The organism is Alteromonas sp. 1_MG-2023, assembly GCF_030547075.1.
Taxonomy (GTDB): Bacteria; Pseudomonadota; Gammaproteobacteria; order Enterobacterales; family Alteromonadaceae; genus Alteromonas.
This window is the reverse complement of record NZ_JAUOQH010000001.1, coordinates 329,281-346,476: the sequence shown is the minus strand read 5'-3', so window position 1 is coordinate 346,476 and position 17,196 is coordinate 329,281. Positions and strand designations below refer to the sequence as shown.

The window sequence follows — 17,196 nt, the reverse complement described above, 5'->3', positions numbered from 1 at the left end:
CAAGGTTGTGCTAGTGATAGCAAAATAGACATTTTTTCGAACCATATTTTGTTAAGTAAAACTTGTAGCTAAGTACAATTTGGCTAAATTTACCGTCTTCTCAATTTGTCAGTGGATTGTTACCGGTTAATTTTAATGTAGGCAGGAGGTTTCATGAAAATTATCACATCAAATATCAAATCCATGAGCTTGGTTCCAGTCGTGTTAGCAAGCTTAGGGATCTCGGGCCTAGTGCAAGCCGCGCAAGTCGAAGTTAACTGGGAAGAACCTAAGTCTTATCGAGATGTGAGGCCAGCAAATGATTCTCGCACTCGCTTTAGAGAACGTACTTTTAAAGAGCTTGATGGTTTTTTCACAGAGCTCGCTGCAAAACTCCCTGAAAACCAAAAACTGTCCGTTACAGTGACTGATTTAGATTTGGCGGGTCAAGTTTGGCCGGCTTCGTTTGTTGGCTTAGGGCAATCTGCAGCTGACATTCGTGTAATTAAGGAAATTGACATCCCTAGAATGGAATTTTCCTATGTGCTGTTGGATGAGAATAGCGTCGAGTTAAAAAAAGAAGATGTCAAAATTAAAGATTTGAACTTCATGAATACGATTAAACGTCGCTCAATCAATGACAGACTGCTTTACGAAAAAAATATGATTGAAAATTGGTTTAACGATACGTTTGCTGAAAGTTTAGCATCTAATAATTAGTGGCTAATTTATTTAATAATAAAAAATGCCGTTAAACATTTAATGTTTAACGGCATTTTTGTATCCACATAAACAACGCTAAACCGTATTTAAAAAGATTTAGCGTTGCACGTGGCAAGGTTAGATGTAATCAAACTCACTGCCAGATACAGCCAACGTGCTTTCGTAGCCTGCTGAATACGCTTGTTTATGCGCATTGCGACGAGGCAATATACGTTGCATATAAAAGTCGCGAGTTTTCTGCTTAGAAGAAGCCAGCACAGCGTTGTCACTACTTGCTGCTTTATCAGCCATGCTGTACCAAAGCACACCAATTAGCGAGTACGCGGAGTAAGCTAAATAATCTGCTGCAGCTGCCGCTGCAGTGGTGCTATCCATAGCCAAGCAATCAGCCGATGAAGCACGCCAGTCGTCAAGTAAACCTTGAGCTAGCCCTTTGTTTTCAGCATCGCTGATATCAGCAACCAACTCTGCAAATGCTTGATAAGTAGCTTCCATCATTTGCCCGCCATCACGGGTTAATTTACGGCCAATTAAATCTAATGCTTGAATACCATTGGTGCCTTCATAAAGCATGGCAATACGTACATCACGCATTAGCTGCTCCATGCCCCATTCACGAATAAAGCCGTGACCACCAAAGACTTGTACACCAATGCTGGTGGTTTCAAGGCCCATATCTGTCATGTAGGCTTTGCAAATAGGCGTAAGGAACTGCAAGACCTTATCTGCGTTTTCTTTTTCTTCGTCAGTGCCTAGCTTTTCAATATCCATGAACTTTGCATACAGCAAAGACAATGCACGGCTACCTTCAATTTGCGATTTTTGTGTAAGTAGCATACGTGCGACATCTGGCTGAAATACAATTGGATCGGCTTTGCCTTCAGGGTTTTGAATGCCCTGTGGCGCGCGAGACTGAACGCGTTCACGAGCATAAGTAAGTGCACCTTGGTAAGAAGCTTCAGCAGCCCCTAAACCTTGTAAACCAACTTGGAAGCGTGCGTCGTTCATCATGGTGAACATACAAGCTAAGCCCTGATTTTCTTCACCCACTAGCCAACCTGTGGCGTCATCGAAGTTCATCACGCAAGTCGGGCTCGCTTTAATACCCATCTTGTGTTCAATACTGCCCACAGACAAAGCGTTTGCTTCACCTGGCTCGTTGTTTTCATCAAGCATAAGTTTAGGCACTAAAAACAAGCTAATGCCTTTTACGCCTTTAGGGGCATCTGGTAAGCGAGCAAGTACCAAGTGAATAACATTGCTGCTCCAGTCTTGATCGCCAGCAGTAATAAAGATTTTATTACCTGTCACTTTGTAGGTACCATCACCTTGAGGTTCAGCTTTAGTGCTAAGTAAGCTAAGGTCGGTACCTGCATGAGGTTCGGTTAAGTTCATTGTACCTGTCCACTCACCACTGATGAGTTTAGCGAGATACTTGTCTTTTAATTCCTTACTAGCATGTTTAGTCACCGCTAGGGTGGCACTTTCTGTCAGCATAGTCGTTAAACGCCAGCTTAAATTTGCTGCGTTTAGCATTTCATGTACAGGCACGGCCATAGTGTAAGGAAGTTCTTGGCCATCATATTCAGCCGTACCTAACATGGCATTCCAGCCATTAGCTACGTATTCTTGATAGGCATCAGCAAAGCCTTTAGGCGTAGTAATTTTACCATCTTCAAGCTTACAGCCTTCTTCATCACCTTCACGGTTTAATGGCGCAACAACATCAATGGCAAACTTTGCGCCTTGAGAAATAATCTCGTTGGCCAGTTCGCTATCAAAATCACTGATTCCTAATTTTTCGTAATGGGCATCTAGGCCTAACCAGTCTTTAAGTAAAAACTGAAAATCGGTAGTAGGGGCGTGGTACAGAGGCATGGATAACTCCCTTTTCAAACAAGTGTTTTAATTTTCCACATTATAGACACAAAAAGCATAGTCAGAGTAGCCCGTTAAGGGAAAGTTAATGAAAAATAATAGTCGGGGGATGGCCAGAACGCCTGTTTTATTCAATAAACGGGGTAAGCTAAACACGGACAACACTTGCTTTTCAATAACTCGCTGGCATCCTATAACCCAAGTTAGTACCCAATAAAGAATGTAAGAATCTCATGAGTAAAGCGCAATCAGTCTGTGTGGTCACCGGCGGGAGTTTAGGAATTGGCTTAGCCGTGTGTAATACCTTTAGCGAAAATGGTTACCGTGTAATCAATCTTGATATAAGAGATTTTGACGACGCACCAACTCATGCACAATGGGTGGCTTGTGATGTCAGTAAAGTGGAGCAAGTGAGCGACGCTATAAATCAAATAGCGACTAAGTATGGCCGTATTGATGCCTTGGTGTGCAATGCGGGTATACATGTATCGGCCACTATTGAAGATACCGATGAAGCTTTGCTAGACAAAATAATGAGCCTTAATATTAAGGGGGCTTACGGCGCAATAAAAGCAACATTGCCGACCATGAAAGCGCAGAAAAGTGGTGCCATTGTGGTAATGGGTTCAGATCAATGTTTTGTTGGCAAGCAAAACTCTTTTGCTTACGGTTTAACCAAATCTGCATTGGCGTCTATGGCAAAAACCACCGCCCTAGATTATGCCCCTTTTAATATTCGCGCGAACGCGGTGTGCCCAGGCACAATAGAAACGCCTTTGTTTCACCACGCCATAGATAAATATGTAGCGGCTAGCGGTGCAGATAAAGCCCAAGTGGTTGCCCAGGAGGCGGCTGAGCAGCCTATCGGGCGTTTAGGCCAACCAGAAGATGTGTCGGAACTGGTGTATTTCCTTTGTAGTGAAAAAGCGAGTTTTATCACAGGTAGCTTACATGCCGTTGATGGCGGTTATACCGCACGATGAAAATTGTAGATGGTCACCTACACTTTTTTGCCCTTGATGCTGGTGACTATTATTGGCTAAAGCCGCAACATCCGCCCCATTGGCAAGACAAGCAAGCTATCGCTGTGCCAAGCGATGAGAGAAACCTGAAGTTAACTAACGGTCATACCCTTGTAGGTTACGTGCATGTTGAAGCGGGTTTTGATAATGAGCGCCCTTGGCGGGAAATTCGCTATTTAGAACAGCATGCTCAGTTACCGTTTAAAAGTGTGGCCTGTATAGATTTATGTAGTGTAAATACCTTGTCGCATATAGAAGCTTTGGCTGGTCTTTATTCGGTGACAGGGCAGTCTTCGGTGGCAGGGCTTCGCCACATTTTAGATGAGCAGGCTGCCCCTATTCTGGCTCACCCTAAAACCAAACATGGGCTAAAGCGATGTAGCGAGTATGAGTTATCCTTTGATGCCCAATTGGATATTGGTGATTGTAGGGCGGTAAAGGCGCTGCTTAATATTTTAGATGCGGTGCCAACGCTTAACGTTATTATCAACCATGTAGGCGCAGCCTTGATTGCGACGGATGTTACCGCTAAGTACGTTAAGCAGTGGGAAAGCAATATGCAAGCGCTAGCGCAGTGTTCTAGGGTGGCAGTGAAGTTATCAGGATGGGAGATGCATTGCAGAAATTGGCAGTGGCGTATTGCGCAAAAAATAGTAGCAAAAACCGTGGCTATTTTTGGTATTGAACGCGTGATGTTAGCAAGCAATTTTCCACTTTCTAACTGGCGCTGCAGTTATAATGCACTGTGGTCGGGCTATAACACTATGCTCAACACCCTAGCTGAACAAATGCCAGCTACTTTTGGCGGGGCAGCAACGGATAAGCTCATGGCGACGAACACAGCGAAGTGGTATTCGCTAAACCTATAAGTATGACTAATCAATAAACTGATGGTGAGCGGTCACTATTTCGCTCTCAATATGTACAAAGCCGAAGTCGGCATTGTGCTGCTTTTTCACAATAGAAAGGTAGGCACGAAGTTCATCAATAAAGCGCTCTGCTTTATCTGGCATAACAGAACACCATACACATAATGATTGCTCGGTAAGTACTTCAGCCTCATAACAAGATTTAAATTTATGTGCATCTGCTCGCCACGCACCTTCGCAATTTATATGCGTGCAACCACCGTGGTAGGCTGAAAGGTAGTCGCTTAACGCATGCTTAACTGCATCATAAGCATGAGCGCCGGGTGTTAATATAATGGTGAATTTAGTGCGTTTATTCATTTGTTCTTCGCAAATAGTAAGGCCATTAATAGCACGGCTATTAAGGCTAGATTAACCGTATTCTCAGACGACATTAGCGAGAAAATATCATAAATACCCCAAGTACTATCGTGTTCCACCTTTTGCGCGGCGGTAACGAAGTTATTGGTAATATCCACCAATGACACGCCACCAATCAGCATCAATATGACTTCAATCGATTTATTTATAGCACGATTAAGTTGGTTCTCGTAACTGGATATGGCGTTATTAATATACGCCGCTCTATCAAGTAAACTTTCTTCTACCGTATTAATTTCCCACGCGTTTATCAAGGCTTGGGCTAAAGGTTTCCTGCTACCTTGTAAACCTCGAAGGGAGTCACAAAACTCCAATCGAATATACTCTAGGGTTTTAATTGAAACCATGCGTTGGATCAATTTCTCGAGGGCTTTTCTTCGTTTCCCCGATGACAGCGCTTTTAGTGATTGCAGTTGATGATATGCATTACTCATAGATTGTTGATAGGCATACAGTAGTGCGTTGTAATGCTGGAGTAAAAACAACACGCGGCGGTTATCAAGAGATAACGCAATTTCATTGCTTAAAAACAAACAGTTACCAGAGCGAAAGAAGGCTTCGTTGTCGCCGTAGGTGTCGGGCGCAGATTCATGAATAATCGCAAATACACGGCTCGCTTCCTCAGGCGTTTCTGGCACGCAGGTAACGTAACAGCGTCCTGTCCAAAGCACCGAGTCAGTCTCTGTGAGTTCGGATGTCAAAAGCTTACAGTGTTTTTTTAGTGTATCGAAGGCAGCGTTCAACAGGTCAATCATTACGCTTCCCGCCGCCTGCATAATTAAAGACAAGGCTTGTTCTATATCTCTATTTTCAATTTTCTGCCAACACAAGGCGAGTTGCGTTTCCGACAAAGGGGTAAATGAACCTTGTAGCGTGGCGATGCCTGTTTGGTAAAGCCGTAAGTTCAACCCTTCAAGTTGAAGACCCAGTTCTTCTAAAGTGGAAAAGGCGTGTTGAAAAGCAGGGGTTTGATGGTCAACCTCAAGCTTTACCAAAGGAGTGAACATGGGGCTAAGCAAGTCTGAGTCAGTAGAAACATAGCCCATATCAAGTTTGCTTTCTTGGTTTAACACCCAACTTTGGCGGTGCATAACATCTTCAACCTTACTGGCTAGAGACGGCGTTAGCGCACTAAATTTGCGGGTTAAAGCGATAGGTGAATAGCTAACAATACTGACAGGGGGAGAGCATAAAGACGTTGGTGGTGAAGACGGGGCTGACATACTTCTTCTTATCCTTGAAAACAGGCGGGGCAAGGTAATCCATTGCCCCTATCTAAGCGTTTCGCTATTTAAGCTCTGTTATTGTCATGTGAGGTGAGCGATAAACAATCTCATCGTTCAAGTCGATACCTAGTCCCGGCGTATCTGGCGCTTCAATAAAGCCGTTTACCGGTTGTGGATCTTGTAAGCACAGTTCGCGGTTCCAGTCTTTAATCGCGTAGGTATGGTGCTCATGAATCAAGAAGTTAGGTATTGCTGTTTCTAAATGCAAGCTTGCCGCAGTGGCCACAGGGCCGCCACACACATGCGCTTGAATGCGTACGTCGTAAATGTCGGCGTAGTCGCACACTTTCTTGGCTTCAGTAAAGCCGCCACATAAGCCTACATCAGGCTGAAGTACATCAATGGATTGGTCTTCCAAATAAGGGCGTACGTCCCAGCGGTGATACAAGCGTTCACCGCCGGCGATTGGCACATTTACATTTTTAGCCACTTTATCGTGAAGTTTCGAGTTTAAGTAATTCACAGGCTCTTCGTAATATAAGCAGCCAATTTCCTCTACAATATCACCAAGCTGAATTGCCGTTGATGCCCCTAATAGGCTGTGGCATTCAAAAATAATATCGCCATCTTCACCCATGGTGTCGCGTATGGCCTGTAAGCGGGCTTTAAATAGCTTTAATTCTGGTTTAGAGAAAAGCTTAGTGCGGTCGAAGTGTGTGACTCCGTCTTTATCATAAACAATAGGGTCTACTTTCACCGCATCGTAGCCGTCTTTTAATGCTTTTTCAGTAGCACGAGCATAATCGGCAGGATCGTTAAGTTTAGTGACTTCTTTGTCCCAATCGAACTGTAATTGGCTGGCATAGCTGCGTAGCTTGCCGTTAGTCTTTCCGCCTAGTAGCTCGTAAACCGGCAGGCCTAGGGCTTTGCCCTTAATATCCCAAAGGGCAGTATCTATAGCACTCATGGCGGCATAAATAACAGGGCCGCCGCCTAATCCCCAAAAGCCTTCGCGCAGCATACGCGACCACAATAATTCGGTATGAAACGGATTGAAACCAATTAGCATGGCTTCGGTAATTTCTTTTATCATGTGCGCTGCTGCACTGTGACCCCAGTCATAGGCGAGACCGGCTTCGCCCACACCGGTAATGCCTTCATCGGTATACACACGCACGAATACAGGATTCCATCCTGGGCGCTTAGGGCATTCAATATCAAAAATTTCTACTTTGGTTACTTTCATTTATAGTTTCTCTATTGTCTGTTTTTAGTCGCCACTAGCAGCACTAGCCACGGCCATAAAAATTCATTATTCACAAAAACCTGGGTCTAGCTTATAGGCTTTTCTTAACATGGCGGGCCAGGCTTTCTGGCCGCCGGTTTCACCGCTATGAACCACGCTGGCTTGCTGATAAATACCGTCAATAATAGGCTGCGGTATATCGATAACGTCTTCGTTTGATTGCATCAGTGCTAGCTGAATTTCACAGGCGCGTTGTAAATCGTAAAAGCGCATGAATGCATCGCCCACAGTAGGTCCTAGGGTTAGACCGCCATGATTTGGCAGTAACATATGATTAGTGTCGCCTAGATCATCTTGCAGGCTTCTCTTCTCGCTGTCGTTTACCGCTAACCCTTCGTAGCTGTGGTACGACAACGAAGGCAGTGAAAATAACGAATACTGACTCCACGGTTTTAAGCCGCCTTTTACCGATGCCACAGAAATAGTGGCTAGGGTATGCAGGTGAATGACGCACATTGCATCGTGACGGACTTCGTGAATAGCACTATGAATAATGAATCCGGCAGGGTTAATCTGATAGGGCGAGTCATCAAGAATATTGCCTTCAAGATCGACTTTCACTAAATTGGAGGCGGTCACTTCGTCAAATCCCAAACCAAACGCATTAACTAAATAATGATCTGTATCTGGTACTTTAGCCGAAATATGCGTGTAGATAAGGTCACCCCAGCGCATATCAGCAACCAGTCGGTAGCATGCTGCCAAGTCGACTCGAGTTTGCCATTCTATGTCAGACACTTTACCTTTTAAGCTAAGAGGAGCTAATGAATACAAGGCCTATCTCCCAAATATTGTAGGCTGAACATGAAGATAATTGATGACGCAATGCCGCGCTAACAATAGCGGGTAGTCAAATTACCAAAGCAAAGGCAAAGGCACAACTAATCCCAGATTATTCTTGGCGGGGTTTACGCGGTTCAATTTGGTTAAAGCTGTCGCGAAACACAATGAGATCATCAGGAAAGCGTAGCTCGACATGTGTCAGCATAAAAGGGTCAGCTTGCACCAATTCAACCACTTCTAGCTTAGCCCACGGGGGCGCATCAAATACATTGGGTAAGAGTTCAACACCAGCGTCTAACGTACATTCGAACAACGCTAGATTGTTTTTGGTAACGGCTAACTTTCTGCCTACCTCTACATTAAAACCCGTTTCTTCCCATGTTTCGCGGTGTGCGGCACATGCTAATGATTCATTATCCTTTTTTCCACCGCCAGGGAAATCCAACCGATTTGAAAGGCGGTGTTTTATTAACAATGCTCTATTTTGCACTTTTATGATGCATGCAGCGGTCTCTTGAGTATGCTTAGCGTTATTAACGCTTCGACAAAAAGGGGCTTCAGGCACAGACTTTGTACATCCAAAAAGCGTTAAAACTACCAAAATGGATGATAAGCGAAAATTGATACTCATTTGTTTGGGTAAAATACTATTTAGAAAAAATTAATAATAATAAAAACGTAGATAAAGTTGCCCAGTGTGAACGCGGCCCTGAATCTCGTTATTGCACCATCTTGGTTACTTTATCACGTGGTGCATGTTTACCAATAGGAAAGGTTATGTCTTCACGCAAATTACTATCTCCATTACTTATAGGTACTTTACTGTTAGCGGCTGTTGTCGTCTATCTGTACCTACCTGCCGATGAAGAGGTGAAAAAAGGCGGCCCTCTCCCTACCACCGTGAAAACCATGTTGGTAGAGCAAGGGGAAATGGCAATTACGATAGAGGCCTTGGGTACCGCCAGAGCGAATGAATCTATTGCGGTTACCGCACAAGTCACTGAAACCGTACGCTCTGTTAATTTCGAAGATGGCGATAGTGTAAAGGCAGGCCAAGTACTCTTACAGTTAAACAACAATGAAGAACTGGCGAGAGTGGCGGAATTACGGGCGAATATTGATGAAGCTAAGCGTCAATACACTCGAATATACAATTTGCGTGAATCTAGCGCCGCATCAGAACAGTTACTTGATGAGCAACAAGCTAAGGTTAAAGGATTAGAGGCGCAGTTAGATATTGCTGAAGCACAAGTTGATGATTTACAAATTCGCGCGCCATTTTCAGGTGTGCTGGGTGCAAGACAAGTGAGTATAGGTTCACTGGTTCAACCTGCCGATGTAATCACCACTCTAGATGATATTAGCGTGGTAAAAGTAGATTTTAGTATTGCTGAGAATCAATTAGCAAGCGTGGCCAAAGGCCAGAAAGTCACTGCCACCTCTGTGGCCTATCCGGGGGTGTTTTTCACCGGAAAAATAACCCACATTGATACACGATTAGATCCTATCAGCCGTGCTATTAGCGTACGGGCTATTATCGATAACAAAGACCAAAGGCTTCGCCCTGGCATGTTAATGACTATCGTGGTTGAAAAGCGTGTGCTTAATACCTTAATTCTTCCTGAAAAAGCATTAGTGCCGGTGCAAGATAGCCAGTATGTTTATGTAGTAAAAGATGAGGTGGCACATCAACAAGAAGTGACTATTGGTGAGCGTAGACCGGGAATAGTTCAAATTGTGTCTGGCCTTCAAGAAGGCGATGAAGTGATTACGGAAGGTACGTTGCGCGTGCGCGACCAATCGGCGGTTAACGTGCTTAATCGCAATAACGAGGGTTAAGACATGCTGTTATCTGACATTTCGGTAAAAAGGCCAGTATTTGCCACGGTGGTTAACCTACTGCTTATTATCTTTGGTGTAGTTGCCATTTCCATGCTGGCCCTTCGCGAGTACCCCGATATCGACCCGCCTATTGTGTCGGTTTCTACTAAATATACAGGTGCATCGGCTAATATCGTCGAGACCCGAATTACCCAATTATTGGAAGATAGAATCTCTGGTATTGAGGGGATTAAAAACATTACCTCGATGTCGGCCAATGGCCGCTCCGATATCACCATAGAATTTAAGTTATCCAGAGACATAGACGCTGCCGCTAACGATGTGCGAGAGCGAGTAAGTCGTGCGCTAAATAACTTGCCCGATCAGGCCGATCCGCCTGAGGTATCTAAAGCCGACTCTGACCAAAGCGCCATCGTTTGGTACAACTTACGCAGTACCAACCTTAACACTATGGAGCTTACCGATTACGCAGAGCGTTTCTTAGTGGACCGTTTATCGGTTGCCGACGGCGTTGCTCGAGTGCAGCTTGGTGGAGGGCGTCGTTATGCCATGAAAGTCTTTTTAGACAGAAATGCTATGGCTGCGCGAGGGATTACCGTCACTGATGTCGAGAGCGTAATTAGCTCTGAGAACGTTGAGCTCCCCGCAGGTGAAGTGGAGTCTTTTGATAGAAACTTTGAAGTACGTGTTGCCCGAACCTTCTTATCTGAAGATGACTTCGCAGCCCTAACCGTTGCGGTTGGAGATGACGGTTACCTAGTTCGGTTGGGCGAAATTGCTCAAGTAGAGTTGGCAGCAGAAGACGACGAAACCGAATTTAGAGGTGACGGCGTTAATATGATTGGCTTGGGAATTATTAAACAATCTAAAGCCAACACCTTAGATGTAGCACGCTCTGCCAAAGCGCAAATTCAGAAAATTGAAGAAACCTTACCAGACAATATATTTATTGTACCTAGCTACGACTCATCAGTATTTATTGAAGCCTCAATTAACGAAGTATACGAAACCCTCGCCATCGCCATGCTGATGGTGGTGATTGTGATTTACTTATTCTTGGGCAATGTACGAGCCACCTTAATTCCTGCGGTAACCGTGCCCGTATCGTTAGTGGCAGCCTTTATCGTTATGTATGCCTTAGGCTTCTCTATCAACTTACTTACTCTACTGGCCATGGTTTTAGCGATTGGATTAGTGGTAGATGATGCCATTGTAGTGCTTGAGAATATTTCACGTCGTATAGAAATGGGAGAGCCGCCTATTCTTGCTGCCTATCGCGGGGCTAGAGAAGTTGGCTTTGCGGTTATTGCGACTACCTTGGTACTCATTTCAGTGTTCGTACCCTTGGTATTTTTAGAAGGTAATGTGGGGCGCTTATTTACTGAGTTTGCCTTAGCGATTGCAGCGGCAGTGGCGTTTTCTAGTTTTACCGCATTGACCTTATCGCCCATGATGGCGTCTAAAATTTTGAAAAAGCGTACCCGTTCTGCCGGTTTCGGCGCATGGATGGATAAGCGTTTTCATGCGCTGGAAAACCGTTACTTCAAAAGCTTAGGCAGCACTATTCATCAACCGTTTCTTATGGTGTTACTGCTGATTGTATCTGTTGTGGCGTTAGTACAAATGGCACAAAAGCTGCCAAGTGAATTTGTACCCAAAGAAGACCGTGGTAATTTTTATATTCTAATGAATGCCCAAGAAGGGGCCAGCTTTGAAAGCAATGCCGCTAACTTGAAACTCATAGAAGATATACTCATGCCTTACCGTGAGAGCGGTGAAATAGGTAGATTACTGGTGCGTACACCTGGGTTTGGCAACAACGCTGGTATGGCGATTATTGGTTCTGCTGATTGGGATGAAAGGGATTTTAGTACTTTCACATTGATGGACGAAATAAGTGCAAAACTTAATGCCGTACCTGATGTGAGAGCTTTTGCGATTATGCGAAGCGGAATTTCCGGGGCAGGCTTTGGTCGCCCAGTGCAGTTTGTATTGCAAGGGGATACTTACGAGAACTTAGTTGAGTGGCGTGACATCCTGATTGAAAAAGCATCAGAGAATCGAAACTTAGTACGCATTGATTCTGATTACAAAGAGACCTCCCCCCAGCTTCTGGTAAACATAGACAGAGACCGAGCAGCCGATTTAGGTGTGTCTATTAGTGATATTGGCCGCACGTTAGAAGTGATGTTAGGCCAACGTACTGTGTCTACCTTTTTAGACAGAGGCGAAGAGTATGATGTGATTATTGAAGGGATAGAGGCTGATTTTAGAAGCCCTAACAGCATTGATAACCTGTACGTTCGTTCAGCAAGAACTGGTGAGCTTATTCCCATGGATAACCTGCTTACTTTCGAAGAGCAGGCAACTTCTTCTCGCTTAAATCGTTACAACCGGATGCGTGCTGTCACTATTTCAGCCAACCTTGCTGGCGATTACACATTAGGAGAGGGACTAGCTTATCTTGAAAATATCGTACGCACTGAGCTTCCTGAGAATGTCTCTATAGACTACAAAGGCGAGTCACAGCTTTATCAAGAACAAGGGAATTCATTTGTCTATGTTTTCATGTTGGCGTTAGCCGTTACCTACCTCATTCTTGCGGCGCAATTTGAAAGTTGGGTGCATCCTTTAGTGATAATGCTAACCGTGCCATTAGCAATGGTTGGGGCATTTATAGGCCTTTATTTTGCTGGTATGACGCTGAATATTTATAGCCAAATAGGCTTAGTGATGTTGATTGGGCTTGCTGCGAAAAACGGTATTCTTATAGTAGAATTCGCTAACCAATTGCGTGATGCGGGGATGGAATTTGATAATGCGTTAAGGCGTGCTGCAGCTCAACGTCTTCGCCCTATTGTGATGACTGGCTTTACTACCGTGTTTAGTTCTTTGCCTTTGGTTTTTGCGTCTGGCCCTGGTGCAGAAAGTCGGATGGTCATCGGTATGGTAATAGCGGCAGGTGTGCTGGTTTCAACTTTCATGACCTTATATGTAGTGCCGACTGCTTACAGTTGGCTGGCGCGCAATACTGGATCGCCGCAAGAGCGTACCCTGGAAATTGATCGTTTAGAAGTTGATATCCCTTACCGTAAAGGTGAAGAGCACTAAGCTTTTCATCCGCTCGAACGCATCGAGCTCTAATAAAAAACAGCATCATATTAGAGTATGTGTTTTTATACTCTAATATGGTGTGTCATGCCTATTAATCACGCCCTAAAATTCATATATCCCTCTGTTTTTAAAGTTCTATTTGTATATCAGTTCTATTTTTAAAAAATCAAAATTATCAAGTATAGACCTACTTTTGTACCTCTTAACTTTAGTCTAATTGTCTCTTGATTTTTCCTGACTACAATGCGCTCACTTTTCAAGCCAACGGCTTATTCTTACTACTTTTGGATAATAATTTAATCCAGTTAGCTGGCAGTTTTTCAGATCCTTGCTAATACTTATTTTAGCCTTGAAGCAGAAGCATATCTGTATGAGTAAGAATAGAAAACAAGCGAATCGGTTATTGCATCAAGAGCGAGCGCGCTCTGTTTAGCACTCCCGAAACACCAATGACTTTGAGGACAAGCAATGAAACAGTGGATACTAGCAGCAGGCTTATGCAGCAGCATGGCTTTCGCCGATGTAGCAGTAATCGTACATCCCGATAACGGTGATGCATTAGATAAAGGCTCAATCAGCCGTCTCTTTCTTAACAAGATGAAAGCTTTTCCAAACGGCACCTCAGCAGTTCCTCTTGCCCTTGCAGAAGGTCAATCGGCGACTGACGAATTCAATCAAAAAGTCTTGAATAAATCTACCTCTCAGCTGACCGCATTTTGGTCTAAGTTGGTTTTTACAGGAAAAGGTCAGCCACCTAAGGCATTGGGTAGCGACGCAGAGGTAATTTCAGCCGTTGCCGCCGACCCCGGTGCAATTGGCTATGTGGATGCTGGCTCCGTAGACGGTAGCGTTCGCGTAGTTGCCACTTTTTGATTACCCAGTTTAAGAATTTTGAGGAACGAGCATGAAAACTAAACTTGCCTTTTTAACTGCTGCTAGCTTGATGTCAGCGCCAATATTTGCAGAAATTCAGATTAACGGCTTCGCTAACCTAATCGGTGGTATGACACTGGATGAAGACGAAGCTGTGTACGACTATGACAGTGATTTTAGTTTCGACCCTGCGAGTGTTTTTGGGCTACAAGTACGCGGTGATGTAAGCGATAAGCTTTCTGCAACAGCCCAGCTTGTTGGTCGCGGTAGTGAAGATTACGATGCAAGCTTTGAATGGGCTTACATGACTTATATGGTATCGAACAATGTCAGCGTCAGTGCCGGTCGAATACGTATGCCTTTGTTTAAATACTCTTCTTCGTTAGATGTAGGTTATTCCTATCATTGGTTAACGCCACCAGATGCGGTTTATGGCATCGATTTTAACAATATCGATGGTGTGCGAATTGACTATAGCACCTACTCTGGTGACTGGGAGTATGGCGCTCAGGTTACGTTCGGTCATGTCGAGGCCGACACAACTATTTCGGGTACAGAGGCTGCACTTGAACTGGAAAACGTGATGGCGGTTTCATTCGAAGCTACCCGTGATTGGTTTAGTGCTCGTACGTTACTGGCACGAGGCACAACGTCAGCAGTAAACGAAGATTTTGATACCTTTGTTGCCGGAATGGCACAATTCGGCAGTATTATTCCTTCTGCTATAACGGCTGCAGAAGGCTTCAGCGTAAATGAAGATACCGGTGTGTTTTTTGAGGTCGCTGTTGATATTGATAAGTACGATTGGTTCGTTGGTGCTGAATTTACAAAAACCGAAGTGGACGATGCTATTATTGCTTCTAACGAAGCATGGTATATCACTGCAGGTATGCGTTTTGGCAAATTTACACCGCATATTACTTATGAGGTTGAAGAGGCCGATAATGATGACCAAGCCGCACTTATTGCAGCCCTTCCGAGCACTATTGATACGGGTGATGCGACAACAGATGCGACCTGGTCTAGTATTTATCAAGCTGCTACGGGCATTGCCGCGGACCAAGCGCTTGACGTATCAGCAGTAACCTTAGGCCTTCGATACGACGTTGAGCCAGGCTTCGCGCTAAAAGCGGAAGTCACCTGGTATTCGGATGATTTAAATGACCTTAATGATGCGACTTTGCTTAGAGTGGGGGCGAACTATACATTCTAAATTAAAGGTCACTGTAACCTAACCTAATGCCCTGCTCAATATTGCGCAGGGCTGCGTTTTTTCTAAAGTTTTTTGTGAATGAGACGATATAAAACTACAAGGTCGTATTGTATGGCCAAGCCTAAAGTATTGTGACGTAATCGGTGAAATAAAAATGAATTTCCTAAAAAAAATGCCCATCGCAACAAAGATTTTTCTAATACCAGGAATTGCTGCACTCAGTTTTATTATTTACCTTTTAATTACTGTCTACGTTGCACTGAACAACGGCGATACCCTTGAAAAAGTTGAAAAGGTTCAGTTTCCAGCGTTGCAATTATCCGCATCTACACTGGTTGATATGCAAAAAGTAAGGGATACCTTAAGTAGTGCGGTGACAACCGGCGACCACGATACGTTAGATGCTGCTAGCGAATTAGCCTCTGAAGCGAAAGCTGGGTTAAATGGAATTAGTGAAATCAGCCCCGAGTTCCGTTCCACAATATCTGATATATCCGAAGGGTTTGATGATTATTTTGAAGTCGCCTATGGCGTATCTCAATCCATGGTCGATGGCACAGCAGACTTTAGTCGTTTAGGTCAGTTGTCAGCACAAATGAATAGCTCATATGATGCGGTTATTGCATCGATGACTAATTTTAAAGATGAACAACAATCGGCATTTGTTGCGTCTTTTGAGCGCACCAATGCAGCAAATACCTCATTAATTAGTACCGGTGTGGTGATGACCATAGTCGTTACACTATTGTTGTTTGCCACTGCGGTTCCTATTGTTCGCGGCATTAAACAAAGCATTGATGACGTAGTACGTTCGCTTAAAGATATTGCCCAAGAGAATGGTGATTTAACCGTTCGTATTGCTACCAAAAGCGAAGATGAAATTGGCGAGTTAGTTTATTGGTTCAATCAGTTTATGGATAAGTTGCAGGGCGTTGTGAAAGATGTAGTAGAGGCAAGCTTGCCCTTATCGAATCTAGCCCAAAACATGCGCGGTCTTACAGAAGAAACTCAGCGCACGATTGATGTTCAGCAACAGTCTGCGCAAAACGCAAAACAAGCTGTAGATACCATGAGTGGTTCAGTGGACGGTGTGGCTCACAGTGCAGCGCAAGCTGCTGGAGATGCTAACGAAGCAACCAGTGCTGCCAGTGAAGGCCGCTTAATAGTGCAACAAACTGTATCTAGCATTCAGCAATTGGCCGATAACGTGCGAGAAACCGCAGACGTTATTGCGCGGCTTGAATCAGACTCTAACAAGGTGGGCTCGGTACTTGATGTAATTAAAGGCATTGCAGAGCAAACTAATCTTTTAGCACTTAATGCTGCCATTGAAGCTGCAAGGGCAGGGGAGCAGGGGCGTGGGTTTGCGGTAGTTGCTGATGAAGTGCGTACCTTGGCATCTCGTACACAGCAGTCAACAGAAGAGATTCAAAGTACCATTGAACAACTTCAAAGTGCGGCGCACTCTGCGGTTGAAGTAATGGCTCGTGGTACTGAGCAAGCAACGAATAGCGTTGAAACTGCCAATAAAGCCGGTATTAGCTTAGAGACCATTACCAGTACCATTGGTCGAATAAACCAAATGAACGAACAGATTGCCCACAATACTGAAGATCAACGTACCGTGGCAGTAGATATTGTACGTCACGTTGATGAAATTCATGAGCGTACTGAAAAGACAGCAGGCCGTTCAGGGGAGCTTGGTGTTATGTGTAATGAACTTGCCGATTTAGCACAGCATTTGGAATCGATAGCGAAGCAGTTCCGCGTATAGCGCCTATAGAATGCGCATAAGCTAAACAAAAAACGCCCTTAGCACTTAAACTGAGGGCGTTTTGCTTTCTCATTGTGCCAAGTCGTTTCACATAGCAAAGCATGTAATTAAGTGTGCATATAAACTGAAGTATCTCGATAGCAGCATCGACTTAGCGGGCTGATCGTGATAGGA

14 protein-coding genes are annotated in these 17,196 nt (G+C 44.3%); 8 read left to right on the top strand and 6 right to left on the bottom strand.

Features of this window, described 5'->3' with window-relative positions; translation table 11 throughout:
* Window positions 1-153 precede the first annotated feature (153 nt).
* Window positions 154-699 carry a DUF3016 domain-containing protein gene (locus tag Q4561_RS01455; protein WP_303456933.1) on the top strand — a complete coding sequence of 182 codons (546 nt, stop codon included), beginning with the start codon at window positions 154-156 and terminating at the stop codon, window positions 697-699.
* Window positions 700-819: 120 nt separating this feature from the next.
* Here Q4561_RS01455 and Q4561_RS01450 read toward each other — a convergent pair whose 3' ends face one another.
* Window positions 820-2,580: an acyl-CoA dehydrogenase family protein gene (locus tag Q4561_RS01450; protein ID WP_303456930.1), complete on the bottom strand. Its 1,761-nt coding sequence runs from the start codon at window positions 2,578-2,580 to the stop codon at window positions 820-822.
* Window positions 2,581-2,813: 233 nt separating this feature from the next.
* Here Q4561_RS01450 and Q4561_RS01445 point away from each other — a divergent pair, with 233 nt between their 5' ends.
* A complete protein-coding gene (locus tag Q4561_RS01445) occupies window positions 2,814-3,563 on the top strand; it encodes an SDR family NAD(P)-dependent oxidoreductase (protein WP_303456927.1) in 750 nt (249 codons plus the stop codon).
* Window positions 3,560-4,471, top strand: a complete 912-nt coding sequence (locus Q4561_RS01440; RefSeq protein WP_303456925.1) for an amidohydrolase — start codon at window positions 3,560-3,562, stop codon at window positions 4,469-4,471. Before Q4561_RS01445 ends, Q4561_RS01440 begins: the two co-directional genes overlap by 4 nt.
* A gap of 6 nt (window positions 4,472-4,477) precedes the next feature.
* Here the strand turns inward: Q4561_RS01440 and Q4561_RS01435 are convergent, their stop codons facing one another.
* The 5 genes from Q4561_RS01435 to Q4561_RS01415 form a co-directional block, all read right to left on the bottom strand.
* Window positions 4,478-4,831, bottom strand: a complete 354-nt coding sequence (locus tag Q4561_RS01435; protein ID WP_303456922.1) for a hypothetical protein — start codon at window positions 4,829-4,831, stop codon at window positions 4,478-4,480.
* Window positions 4,828-6,114, bottom strand: a complete 1,287-nt coding sequence (locus Q4561_RS01430) for a hypothetical protein (RefSeq protein ID WP_303456919.1) — start codon at window positions 6,112-6,114, stop codon at window positions 4,828-4,830. The genes Q4561_RS01435 and Q4561_RS01430 overlap by 4 nt, the downstream gene beginning before the upstream one ends.
* A 64-nt stretch (window positions 6,115-6,178) precedes the next feature.
* Complete coding sequence (locus Q4561_RS01425) at window positions 6,179-7,363, bottom strand: mandelate racemase/muconate lactonizing enzyme family protein (RefSeq protein WP_303456916.1); 1,185 nt, start codon at window positions 7,361-7,363, stop codon at window positions 6,179-6,181.
* 66 nt (window positions 7,364-7,429) lie between these two features.
* Entirely contained in the window at window positions 7,430-8,197 is a 768-nt protein-coding gene (locus Q4561_RS01420) for a class II aldolase/adducin family protein (protein WP_303456915.1), read from the bottom strand.
* 118 nt (window positions 8,198-8,315) lie between these two features.
* Entirely contained in the window at window positions 8,316-8,771 is a 456-nt protein-coding gene (locus Q4561_RS01415) for an NUDIX hydrolase (RefSeq protein WP_303456913.1), read from the bottom strand.
* A 212-nt stretch (window positions 8,772-8,983) separates the two neighbouring features.
* Between Q4561_RS01415 and Q4561_RS01410 the strand changes: the two genes are divergently transcribed.
* The 5 genes from Q4561_RS01410 (at window position 8,984) to Q4561_RS01390 (ending at window position 17,022) form a co-directional block, all read left to right on the top strand.
* Window positions 8,984-10,045, top strand: a complete 1,062-nt coding sequence (locus Q4561_RS01410) for an efflux RND transporter periplasmic adaptor subunit (RefSeq protein WP_303456911.1) — start codon at window positions 8,984-8,986, stop codon at window positions 10,043-10,045.
* A 3-nt stretch (window positions 10,046-10,048) separates the two neighbouring features.
* The gene (locus tag Q4561_RS01405; protein WP_303456909.1) at window positions 10,049-13,159 is read left to right on the top strand and encodes an efflux RND transporter permease subunit; all 3,111 of its coding nucleotides are present in this window, start codon (window positions 10,049-10,051) and stop codon (window positions 13,157-13,159) included.
* 471 nt (window positions 13,160-13,630) lie between these two features.
* A complete protein-coding gene (locus Q4561_RS01400) occupies window positions 13,631-14,035 on the top strand; it encodes a phosphate ABC transporter substrate-binding protein (RefSeq protein ID WP_303456906.1) in 405 nt (134 codons plus the stop codon).
* Between the two features lie 31 nt (window positions 14,036-14,066).
* Window positions 14,067-15,248 (top strand): topoisomerase IV, encoded by a 1,182-nt coding sequence (locus Q4561_RS01395; protein WP_303456904.1) that lies wholly within the window; start codon window positions 14,067-14,069, stop codon window positions 15,246-15,248.
* A gap of 154 nt (window positions 15,249-15,402) precedes the next feature.
* Window positions 15,403-17,022 (top strand): methyl-accepting chemotaxis protein, encoded by a 1,620-nt coding sequence (locus Q4561_RS01390; protein ID WP_303456902.1) that lies wholly within the window; start codon window positions 15,403-15,405, stop codon window positions 17,020-17,022.
* The last annotated feature ends 174 nt before the right edge of the window (window positions 17,023-17,196 follow it).